At 60.0% G+C, this 6,496-nt stretch carries 3 protein-coding genes and 2 pseudogenes; 2 read left to right on the forward strand and 3 right to left on the reverse strand.

Annotated elements, in window-relative coordinates; translation table 11 throughout:
• Window positions 1-1,006 (reverse strand): glycoside hydrolase family 16 protein (locus NKH13_RS35330; RefSeq protein WP_352917456.1); only part of this gene is annotated, 1,006 nt, incomplete at its 3' end.
• A 715-nt stretch (window positions 1,007-1,721) separates the two neighbouring features.
• On the opposite strand from NKH13_RS35330, the pseudogene NKH13_RS35335 reads away from it, so the two are divergent.
• Together NKH13_RS35335 and istA are read left to right on the forward strand one after the other, a co-directional pair.
• A pseudogene (locus NKH13_RS35335) lies at window positions 1,722-2,240 on the forward strand (tyrosine-type recombinase/integrase); the annotation flags it as partial.
• Between the two features lie 18 nt (window positions 2,241-2,258).
• Window positions 2,259-3,493, forward strand: a pseudogene (gene istA / locus NKH13_RS35340) (IS21 family transposase); the annotation flags it as partial.
• Between the two features lie 652 nt (window positions 3,494-4,145).
• On the opposite strand, the gene NKH13_RS35345 reads toward istA, so the two are convergent.
• The gene (locus NKH13_RS35345; RefSeq protein WP_352722186.1) at window positions 4,146-4,400 is read right to left on the reverse strand and encodes a DUF982 domain-containing protein; all 255 of its coding nucleotides are present in this window, start codon (window positions 4,398-4,400) and stop codon (window positions 4,146-4,148) included.
• A gap of 353 nt (window positions 4,401-4,753) precedes the next feature.
• Window positions 4,754-5,410 (reverse strand): Crp/Fnr family transcriptional regulator, encoded by a 657-nt coding sequence (locus NKH13_RS35350; protein WP_352917458.1) that lies wholly within the window; start codon window positions 5,408-5,410, stop codon window positions 4,754-4,756.
• Window positions 5,411-6,496 lie beyond the last annotated feature (1,086 nt).

Genomic DNA, 6,496 nt, shown 5'->3' on the forward strand with positions numbered 1-6,496 from the left:
TGCCGGACGCGTTGGTGGTGGCAAGAAGTTCAATCTCCGAGCCGGCCGAAAGCGCATAGCTCACAGAGGTCCACACCCTGTCGTGACCGCCGCCCGAAGCCTCAATGACTACGTCGAATGCGTTATCGACGCGGTAGGTATCGTTGCCCAGACCGCCGGACATTCTGTCAGCACCACCTCTGCCGTCCAGAACGTCATCAAAATTGCCGCCCTTCAGGATATCCGCCGCATCCGTCCCGGTCAGGTGCTGCTCCATCACGTTCGGCGCGGCATAGGCGCGGACGTAGTCGACGACCATCTTGTACGTGCCGGACGCCTGCTCGACCTCTTTGGGATTCATGGCCAGCGAGACCACCATATAAAGTGGCGTGCGGAAGAACTCGTTCATTGGAAAGCGGCTCAACTCTTGGCCGTCATAGTAGACGGTGATCCAGTCCGTCGTGATCCTCGCGCCGTAGGTGTGAAACGCCCCATCGAACATCGAATCGGCCAGGCGCGTATAGTCGCCCCGAGCGTAACTTTCCGAAGTGCGCAAGTGCACCGCCCGGTGATGACCATCAGGATCGCCGCCATACGCTTCAACGATGTCGACCTCAGGACGCGGTACGGAGGTATCCTGCGGCAGCATCCAGAAAGCCGGCCAGGCTCCCGCCCCGCCGTGAAAGGCGGCGCGCATCTCGAAATACCCGTTCACTTGCGCGAAACCCTGGCCGGCGCTGTTAACCGTTTGCATCGTTCCCGACTGCCAGACGCCGCCCGCCTGCTTCATGGTAATGGTCAGCTTCCCGTCAGAGACAGAGAACGGATTCGTTGCTCCCACCGGCGACATGAACGTAGCGGCCCCGTAGGGGGCGTGTACCGGCGCGAACCACTTGCCGATGCCGTTGTTCGGCACAACATCAAGCGTGTTGAACTCGTCAGAAAAGGAGAGCTTGAACCCCGAGAGGTTCAGTTTCGATCCCTCGTACTGTCCGGTCCAATCGCCAGGAAGATCCGTCGCAGCCATTGATGGGCACCTCGTTCTCTCAACATTCTTGCGGTTACCCCACCAAGGCCTAATCGTGTAGTGGACACCCATTCCGTCGCAATGCGGCCAGTACGGTTATCCCCAACATTTCACGAGAAATTTGGGAGATGTCGCAAATCGGTTGACGTAGCCGGCACACGATACTGCGAATCCTCCGATACCGTGACGCCGGGCTCGAACGCGCCGCAACCAGCCGCTCCTTCACCGCCCGCGACCAGCGCCGCCGGCGCTGCACCGAGGTGATCACTTCCACGCGCGGAATCGTCATAGGATTCCTCCCAGGATTATTCCCCGGACTTGCAATGTTCGTCCTAAGGCGACAAGGCGGCCTTCACCGTAGGCTTGTAGGCCGGCGGAGGCGGCCTTCAGTCGGGGTTTCAAGAGGCTCACGGGCGTCTCGCCAGCGGGGTGGCGCGACGGTCGGCGCAGATAGGATGGCCGAACGTCCGTTTTCTCAATCCGATTCGGACCTGCAATCTCGCCTCCGGAATGACCATTAGGGGTCAGTGAACGATCCGCTCGCGGGATGGCGCGGGCTTCGAGGCTTGCGCTTTATCGGCAGCATCGGTGAGGTGATCGATCAGGGGTGACGGACGGCCATCGGCCTCCGAGCATGAAGTGTCAACCTTCAGCCTGAGAGGAGCATCCGATGACCGTCCCTTCGCATCCATCCGGCAGCCCGCTTCGCGAGCGCATGATCGAAGACATGTCTCTGCGCGGTTTCACCGAGAATACGCGCCGTAACTATATCCATTGCGTGAAGGCGTTTGCAGCCTTTATCGAGCGATCGCCTGATACTGCGACGGCTGAGGACCTGCGCCGTTTCCAAGTGCACCAGACCGAGAGCGGCATGCGGCCGCCGGGGATCAACAGCTTGGTCTCGGCGCTGCGCTTCTTCTTCACCGTGACGCTCGACCGGCTCGATCTCGCGCGCCGTCTCGCCGTCGTCCGCCAGCCGCGCAAGCTGCCGCTGGTGCTGAGCGTCGAGGAGGTGGCGCGGCTGCTCGAAGCTGCACCCGGGCCCAAGTACAAGGCCGCCCTCGGCACGGCCTACGGGGCCGGCTTGCGGGTCTCCGAGATCGTGGCGCTCAGGGTGACCGATATCGACTCGACGCGCATGCTGATCCGTGTCGAGCAGGGCAAGGGGCGCAAGGATCGTCACGCCATGCTGTCGCCGCAACTGCTCCATCTGTTGCGCGCCTGGTGGCGGGTGGGCAAGCGCCGCGGCGTGATGCTGCCGAGCTATTCCCGAGCCGCAACCCAAGGCCTGACCGAGCGCGCCATCGCGCGCACGCTCGGGGTGAGCAATGGGGTCGTGCATGGTTACCTGCGGCGTGCCCGTCTTGCCGGGCTGAGCTGGCCGCTGCCCGAGGGGATGGATGACGAAGGGCTTGAGCTGCTGCTCTTCCCGGCGCCGAAGGCGGCTTCGCAAAGCCCTCGGCGGCCGGTGCCCCATTGGAGCTATGTGGAGAAGGAGTTGCGCTGCCAACCCTGATGGCTTGGGCTATACGTGGTTTTGCACGACCTTCGAGGCCTGGAAAGGGCGCGCGCGCCTGACGATGCGCCAGACGCATCTGGGCGGCGAGAAGGTGTTTGTCGATTTCGCTGGCGACACTATCGACATCTTCGACCCCGTCACCGGGCGAAGCGCACCCCATGAAGCTGTTCGTCGCGGCGATGGGCGCCTCGAACTACACCTACGCCGAGGCGTGCCCGAGCCGACTGGATCGGCGTGCACACGAACCTTTTTGCCTTTCTGGGCGGCGTGCCGAAGTTCGTGATCTGCGACAATCTCAAGGCTGCCGTCACCAACCCCGATCACTACGACCCCGGCCTCAACCGAACCTATGCCGAGATGGCAAGCCATTACGGCACCGCAGTGCTCGCGGCGAGGCCGAGACGCCCGAAGGATAAGGCAAAGGTCGAGGTTGCCGTGCAAATTGCCCAGCGCTGGGTCCTGGCGCGGCTACGCAATCAGCGCTTCTTTTGTCTGGCGGAGCTGAACGCCGCCATCCGCCTGCTCGTCGCCGAACTCAACGCCCGCCAGATGCGCGGCTTCGGCTCCAGCCGCGCCGAACTCTTCGCCGAGATCGACAGGGAACTGCCGGACCAGCCATACGTCTTTGCGCGCTGGAAGCGTTGCCGCGTCGCGCCCGACTATCACATCGAGGTTGACGGGCATTGGTATTCCACGCCCTACCGCCTGATCCGCGAGCTCGTCGATGTGCGGGTCGCCGACAAGACCGTCGAAGTCTTCCACAAGGGGCAGCGGATCGCCAGCACGCCCGTGCGCCCAACCGGCGCGGCCATACGACCGTTGCCGATCACATGCCGAGCGCGCATCGCCGCTACGGCAAGTGGACGCCGGGGGAACTGATCGCGGCCGGCGAGAGGATCGGGCTTTCCACCGCCGCCTTCTTCCAGACTGTCATCGCTGACCGGCCGCATCCCGAACAGGGCTTTCGCTGCCCCCGCTCTTGACGCAGCCGCAAACACCTGAATCAATGAACAGGTCGGTCGAAGCGGCTGCTCATGATCGCGTGAAATACCTGCTCGCGATCATCCGAGGCCTCCACCTCAGCGATAATCCAAGGGAACATTGATGATCCTGTGTCGGGAAAAATCAAGGGGAATGTTTGTAGGAAATTTTCTAAGAGGGGATCAGAGAAACCAGCACGGAGCGAGCCTCTGTTTAACGCTTAGCCAGCCCGCTAGGCACCTTCTTCGGTCGGCCCCTGTTTGGCCCGATCAATAGCCGCGAGTAATGACGCTAGGGTCGGCGGCAGTTCTGGTTCGACTTCTAGCCTTAACAGCTTGTGTATGTGACGACGATTGTCTTCCGAATGAATCAATTTCCGAACTGCTTTGGAGACAGACGCATGACCTTCTTTGTTTCTCTTTGTCATGTTCGGGGCGTCCCTTCCCAGTCAGCCGCAACTCGCGTAGGCGCGGATGAGGGAACGATGTAGGCCCTCGCGGGTTTAGAGCTCGCAGCGGTCGATTCTTCGTGGATGTGCAGCCACTGTGGGGGGCCATCGCCTCTCCCTCACCGGCGACGGGCTCCTTTCGCGAGGCGGTGTTGGTCAGAGACACATAGAACCTCATACCGCAATCCAATTTAGCTAGTTGTCCTTGGGGGGAGTAACGTCCCCTCCTCTTTTGCAGCAGCCAGGAATGCCTTGCGGGCCTCCTCAGGTTCCATCTCGTCGAAAATCACTGCGATGCAAACGCGCACCGCGAGGTCCCAGCAAGGGCCACGCTTGGTCCACTTCATCAGCTCCTCGCCGGCTGCCTCGGCGTTGTTGACGTTGCGGATGATCCCGAGACGCTCGGTCTTGACGGGGACCGGAGGGTTGAACCAGTGGGGGGCCATGAAGGGACCTCAGGGCGGCTAGCGGGTTTCGTCCTAACCGGCTCAGCGATGAGGACGGTTAACCGTTTGTTAGGCATGTCTGAGTCCGTGACGGGCTGTTTCCAAAGGTTCATCGACGGTTGTCCGAGCGGTCGGTACGAAGCCGGTATACGCTTGCCGCGGTGGGCACTTGCATATATTTCGGCAGCGCGCCGGTCCTCGCGACAGACCGTGTTGCCGTCGCGGCTGCCGCCGTCGAGACATACGCGGCCCTGCCAGGTATGCGGCGCACGACCAGTTGTCCGCAAACGTCGTCTCTCCCAGCGGAAAATTTACTGATGGCCGATGCACTGCCGCTCGAACAGAGACACCCGTTACCTGAGATACTCTTTATCGAATCCGGCTGTTTCAACCAGCTTCTTGCGGTTGATCACCTCTACATGGCCTGACTTGAAAGAGACGAGATCGGCCTTGCGAAGTTCCCTTAATGTTCGGTTGACGTGAACGGTGGTCATTCCAAGAATGTCGGCCAGTTCATTTTGGGTAAGGGAACAATCATATCTTCCATGGGCCGACAGCCCAACCATGGAGAGCCTCTCCTCCAACTCGAGCAGGAAATGGGCCGTGCGCCTCATCGCGTTCCGCCGCCCGGTATTCATGAGATGTTCGGCAAGGATGGCGTTCAGGCGGGCCACGGAGGAGGCGATCTTCTTGCCGAGGCGGCCGTCCGACAAGATCGCCTCTACCAGTTCCTTACTGGAAATTTCATAAACGGCTAGTTCGGTTATGGCCGCCAGTGACGCTAGACGGGGTCCGTCCGCACCACGGAAACCGACAATGTCCCCCCTAAGAGGAGTGTCGATGATCTGCCGTTCTCCGTCCAGTAATCCCTGGTAAAGGATAGCCCAACCCGATTTTACGATGAATATCTCGCTGTTGTCGTCATCCTGGCGGCATATCACCGAATGGGGTTTGTAGATTTTTGCGGTAACACCGAGAAAATCGTCGTTCCCCCACTCGTTCTTCGACAATGTCCCCCCCTATGGGATGAGAGCTTATGAACTGCATTAATGTTTGCATGGAGTATCACGAGGTTGCTTCTATTTCCCATCACCTTCAATATAAATCTCCATTATCTCCCAGATAATTTCGACAGAACGACCTGTTACCCTAGGGGCGGGCTGGCCTACTGTCCTCATCTGTTTGAATGAGGTAAACTGCGTTTAGCTAGGAGTGCTGCAAGGGCGGTTAAGCCTCCGAGTATCCACCGTAAGGAGGAGTGCCTGCCGCGTCCTGCAGTTGCGGGATCTTAGGCTACGCCCTTTGGCTCTCTTGCCCGGAATACCCCCCTGCCGAAAGATGAGCCGTCGAACAGCGTCCTGCGTGCGCATAACCAGGGCCAAACCAAGCGGGAGGCTCGATCAACAATGCAGGTCTCTTTACCGGGCTTGCTGGTGTGCGCGGCTATTTTGGTCGTTGCCTACTATCCATATCAGATAAGCCTAATGTAAATCATGATCTGGTCATTGAGCGGACACGGCGGCGCACTCGGGTTGGCGCTATTCATCCGGTGAATATGTCGAACACGCAAAGGGAGGACGAGATGGGACTGGTTAAGTCATTTGCCGCCAGATGCTCGCCTCGCCCAGCCAGGAATATACCAAAACGCTGTGGGCCGTGCGCAAGCTCGCCAAGCCCGAAGTTCCGGCCGATGAATATCTGCTTACGATAGACAACGCCGTGACCAGGCCGAGGCCAAGGCGACCTGCGCTTGCCCGGTCCATGCCGCGCCAGTCCTTCGGCATTCAGGATTGCGCCGACGCGGAGCAGCCAGCCGACCCATTATAGACCGCGACGGACGATGTACGGCCGATGAGCCGCGAGCGTAACCATTGGCGTAAGTGGAGTGTTTCACGATCTCAATTGATTGGCTCCGCCAGGTTTCCAGCTGGCTGCCACCGGGCACGTTCCAGCTGGAGTAGACAATGAAATATTCGAAACTGACTTTTTGGGCGGTGACCTGCCACGGGTAATTTCCTCCATCTGAGATTAGAGTCCGGCCTCGATTGAAGGACGGACTGATGAAGAGAAAGCGGTTTACGGAAGAGCAGATCATC

Origin of the sequence: Mesorhizobium sp. M1348, from assembly GCF_040317925.1 — a bacterium.
Taxonomy (GTDB): domain Bacteria; phylum Pseudomonadota; class Alphaproteobacteria; order Rhizobiales; family Rhizobiaceae; genus Mesorhizobium.

Bases quoted from the DNA above. Each gene is read 5' to 3' on its own strand.
- NKH13_RS35345 (WP_352722186.1), bottom strand. From the start codon at position 4,400: ATGGCCCCCCACTGGTTCAACCCTCCGGTCCCCGTCAAGACCGAGCGT.